This is a genomic window from Arsukibacterium sp., from assembly GCF_041616895.1.
Lineage (GTDB): Bacteria > Pseudomonadota > Gammaproteobacteria > Enterobacterales > Alteromonadaceae > Alishewanella.
Genome location: NZ_JBFJPY010000155.1, coordinates 1 through 4,589 on the forward strand (window position 1 = coordinate 1; position 4,589 = coordinate 4,589).

Below are 4,589 nucleotides of genomic sequence, written 5' to 3' on the forward strand. Positions count from 1 at the left end.
AATAACTACTTTGGGAATGCCATACAGCAATACCGTGCCGCTACACATATCGCACGGTGATAACGTAGAGTACAGCGTGGCGCGCCGGTAATCGGCGGCGGTTAAGCGGCCTGCATTTTCCAGGCAGTCCATTTCAGCATGTAATACGCAGCTACCCTTTTGCACTCGCTGGTTATGGCCAGCACCCACAATCTTGCCATCAATCAACAGCACCGAGCCAATAGGAATACCACCCTCGGCTAAGCTTTTTCTGGCTTGGGCAATAGCCGCCTGCATATAGATATCGGTCATATTTGTTTCTGTTGTTAGCCGTTACATCCATACAATACTACAGAAACGATGCTGGTACCTGCAGCTACGGATTAACTTAATTAGCATTGATAATAGTGATACCCAAAGCACGATACAAATTGGCGTGCTGATAATGTTTTGCCGGGTTAAATTCAAAATCCCACAATGCTTTACCCAGATCAAAGTACCCGGCCACCGGCAGGGGCTGGGTACCATCAATGTAGCGTTTAAAAAACAGCCGATAGTCCAGGCCACTTGTAGCTTTTAATACAATGACGATATCTTCACTACGGTACAACTTTTTATCGCGGGGATAATGCTGATACAGCATCCGCATTGCATCATCCAGACTATATTGGTTAGCGGTTCTCGAGCGAATATCATGATCCAACACCATGGCAGCAACCCAGCCACCGTGATAAACCAGAAAGTAATTATCAAACTTTAACTTATTATTGTTACCCGCTTCGCGCATCGATAACCGACCTAAACCTGCGGCACTGTGATAAAAACCCACCGGCACGGCGGCGATTGCCAACGCATCACGCGCTGAGATTAATCCTAATTCAGTCGCCGCTTTAAAGGTATAAAACTCAGCAAAACCCTCATTAAACCAATGTTCACGGCCATCATGATACCGAAACGACTCTGCACTCCACAGATGAAAGATTTCATGTAACAACAGAGTCTGCCAGTTGTGTATGCCAAACATTTTGCTGTCAGACCAGGTTAGCATCAATAGCTGTGGATCAGCCTCCCCTGACAAATACTTACCATGGCGAACGTGTACAGTAATGTCAGTGTAAAACGTGCCCTCAAGATCCCGGGGATAGCCAGCAAAAAGCTGCCGATAGTACTGAAACCCGGCGTTAATTGTCTTAGTAAATTCTGGCTGCATTGCAACAGACTGCGCATCGGCAAATTCATAGTGTAAGGTGATATTGTCCAGCCTAATCGTTTGCTTAACGATACCAGCAGCATTGTCGCTGGCATGGCTGATGCAAACAACCAACAACATCAAGACGGCCAGCATCCGAAACATTTTGAACATAGTAAAACCTTTTTACGGTAGGGTTATTGAGGCATTAACAAAAGTGCTGTTTGTACTCGCCGGGAGTACAACCAAAAGCGGCATTAAACAGGCGGATCAAGCTGCGTGGATCCTTGATACCAACTTCATTGCAAATACGCCGCAGGTTGTACCCGTCACACAGCAGCAAGCTACGGGCTTTGTCCAACCGCAGTTGTTGCAGATACTGCACCGGCGCCATGGCAAACCGATCGCGAAATACCCGGCGAAACTGGCGCTCGCTCAGCGCCACTTGTTCAGCCATATCTGCTACCGTTAAGGGTTTAGTTAAATTAACCAGCAACCATTGTTGTAATTGGATAAAACGCTGCTCGCCACTGTGCTGAATTTTTAACGGGCTGGCGTATTGTGACTGGTCGCCACTGCGGCGCAGATACATCACCAGTTCCCGGGCTACCGCCTGAGCAATGGCTACGCCAAGGTCTTGTTCGATCACCGCCAGACATAAATCGATCCCCGCTGTCATGCCGCCGGAAGAGTAAAACTTGCCTGATTTGACATACAGCTCAGTGGCGTTTACCTGCACCTTTGGATATCGCGTCTGTAAATCGGCGGCGAAGCGCCAATGTGTTGCCAGCGGCAAACCGTTAACCAAACCACTGTGCGCAAGCAGATAGGCACCGGTACAGATAGATAGCACCTTATCTGTGTCAACACTGCGCAGACACAGCCAGTGCATAAAATCCTGATTGACTGTTAGCTTTCTGGCACCAGCCCCACCGGGAATAATAAGGTAGTCCAGCCTTGGGCACGTATCCAGTGAGTACTGAGCTGTTAATTGAAGACCATTTTCAGCACACAGCGGCGCCGTGGTTAGCCCGACAATATAATGGCGGTAATAAGGTTGTTTGCCGGCTGCAAGCAGTTCCTGGTTCGCCTGACCAAAGCAATCCAGCGCCCCGGCCAGATCCAGTGCCTGAATATCCGGATAAATAATAATGCCTACCGTAACCATCACAGCCTCTTCGTCAGTTGATTTTGGCTACTGTAGCAAACAAACTGCCGACCGAATGGACATTAAATTCACTTTTTCGGCCAGTTTTAGGTTTAACATTAACGGATGGCCCATAGACAAAATCGCCCAAGCCTGCGGCTATCAAAAAACGCCGCCTTAAGGCGGCGTGTGTTGTGCTAATCACTGTATTTTTTCGTTTTCAGCGATTTAACCGACTTTACCATCTTGCTAAATTGCCGCTCATGGGCGCGCCTTTGCTGCAGTGAAGCGGTGTTTAGTACCTGCATTGAGAACACCTATCAGATTTGTTTGTATATATCCGCTCTATGCCCGACTTTTATAACGTGCACCACTAACTGGCTATCTTTTATTTCATAGATGATTCGGTATAGCCCTTGCCTGATACGGTAGAGACTTTGACCACTTAGCTTAATCGCGCCTTCTGTTCTTGGATTTTCAGCAAGCGCATCAATTTTGGCTAATATTTTTTTTATATCTGCTTTTGGCAGCACAGTTAAATCTTTGGCTACCGATTTCTTAAAGGTGATTTTATATTTTGCCATCAGCTTGCAGACTGTTTAGTAATTCTTCGTAAGATATTTCTGCTTCGTTGGCTCTTTGCCTTACCGTAGCAAGATCTTCCTGATCCTCGCGCATTAGTAATCTTACCGCTTCATCGATAAGCTCGGATACCGACGTGTCTGACGAAGCCGCTCTAAGCTTTAACGCTTGATGAATAGATGGCTCAAAATAGACTGTTGATCGTTTGGATAACGTGCTCATACATAACCTCAAATAGAATGACACTACAACACTATAGCATCATAACGTTTTAGTGACGAGAGGCAGCAACACTCTGTGTCATGCAACAGCTAATGGTTTTGCACAGGATAGTCGTGCGATATTTTACCAGCGGCATCAGGCATGGCTTAATTTGCTTGCTCTGCTCGCTAATTCAGCTGCAACAAATCCCACTTATTGCCGTATAAATCCTGAAATACTGCTACCGTGCCGTAACTTTCTTCTCTGGGCTTCTCGTTAAACTTTACACCTTTGGCTTGCATGGCGTGATAGTCGCGCCAGAAATCGTTGGTATGCAAAAACAAAAATACCCTGCCGCCGCTTTGGTTGCCTATTGCGGCTTGTTGCTGCGTATTACTGGCTTTGGCTAACAGCAGGTGGCTGCCGTTGCTGTTGGGCGGTGCAATTTCAACCCAGCGCTTAGCGCCGCCAAAATCGATATCGGCCACCACACTAAACTGCAATTTGGTAGTGTAAAACGCGATGGCCTCGTCGTAGTCTGCCACCACAAGCGCAATATTACCGATGTTTTGCTGTACTGGTTTTTGTTGTGTAGCTTTTGGTTGCACTGGCTTTTCTTGGGTAAATTCAGACATGAGATTGTTTCCGTGGGTTGCCGATTGCCAATTTTACAACAACTTCACCGCCAGGATACAAGCAGCCAGCCGATTAACTGGCGCACGTGTTTAACTTTTCGAAACCAGAAAACCGCACGCCAGACAAATAGGCCATTTCCCGGTTCCAGGTAGCTAAGTCAGCCTGGTTCAACTTACTTAGCGCATCATGGCCACAAGCCCGCGCCATCACCTGCATCAGTTCTACTGAGGCGCGAAAGAAATTATTCAGCCGCGTAGCAGAGACATCAATATCCAGCCGCTTACGTAATTCAGCCTTTTGTGTAGCAATACCCGACGGGCAATTATTAGTGTTGCACATTCTGGCACCGACACAACCAATCGCCTGGATGGCGCTGTTTGACAGGGCTATACCATCTGCGCCCAGCGCCATGGCTTTAACAAAGTCTATAGGCAGCCGCAGCCCGCCGGTGATAATAAGCGTTACCCTGCCGCTGGCGTTTTGCGCATCCAGGTAACGGCGGGCACGGGCCAATGCCGGTATGGTTGGTACACTGATATGATCGCGGAACATTTCCGGTGCAGCACCAGTACCGCCGCCGCGGCCATCGAGAATGATATAGTCAGCACCGGCATCCAGTGCGAACTGAATGTCGCGCTCAATATGGTTAGCACTCAGTTTAAAGCCGACCGGTATACCGCCGCTGATCTCACGCACCCGAGCAGCAAAGCGGGCGAAATCACTGACTCTGGACATATCCTTAAACGCTGGCGGCGATAACGCATCAGTGCCTTCTGGTATACCGCGAACTGTTGAAATTTTGCCTGTGTTTTTAATGCCGGGTAAGTGGCCGCCCGTGCCGGTTTTAGCGCCCTG

Annotated in this window: 7 protein-coding genes; all 7 read right to left on the reverse strand. The window is 48.1% G+C overall.

Annotated elements, in window-relative coordinates; genetic code table 11:
* The coding region (locus ABY802_RS15975) for a nucleoside deaminase (RefSeq protein WP_372628118.1) at window positions 1-291 on the reverse strand (291 nt) is incomplete at its 3' end.
* A 76-nt stretch (window positions 292-367) separates the two neighbouring features.
* Window positions 368-1,342: a hypothetical protein gene (locus ABY802_RS15980; RefSeq protein ID WP_372628119.1), complete on the reverse strand. Its 975-nt coding sequence runs from the start codon at window positions 1,340-1,342 to the stop codon at window positions 368-370.
* Window positions 1,343-1,376: 34 nt separating this feature from the next.
* Complete coding sequence (locus ABY802_RS15985; RefSeq protein ID WP_372628120.1) at window positions 1,377-2,336, reverse strand: GlxA family transcriptional regulator; 960 nt, start codon at window positions 2,334-2,336, stop codon at window positions 1,377-1,379.
* A gap of 299 nt (window positions 2,337-2,635) precedes the next feature.
* Complete coding sequence (locus ABY802_RS15990) at window positions 2,636-2,899, reverse strand: type II toxin-antitoxin system RelE/ParE family toxin (protein WP_372628122.1); 264 nt, start codon at window positions 2,897-2,899, stop codon at window positions 2,636-2,638.
* A complete protein-coding gene (locus ABY802_RS15995) occupies window positions 2,886-3,119 on the reverse strand; it encodes a ribbon-helix-helix domain-containing protein (RefSeq protein WP_372628123.1) in 234 nt (77 codons plus the stop codon). The genes ABY802_RS15990 and ABY802_RS15995 overlap by 14 nt, the downstream gene beginning before the upstream one ends.
* 167 nt (window positions 3,120-3,286) lie before the next feature.
* Complete coding sequence (locus ABY802_RS16000; RefSeq protein WP_372628124.1) at window positions 3,287-3,733, reverse strand: VOC family protein; 447 nt, start codon at window positions 3,731-3,733, stop codon at window positions 3,287-3,289.
* Window positions 3,734-3,806: 73 nt separating this feature from the next.
* On the reverse strand, window positions 3,807-4,589 hold a 783-nt coding region (locus tag ABY802_RS16005), incomplete at its 5' end, for an FMN-binding glutamate synthase family protein (RefSeq protein WP_372628125.1).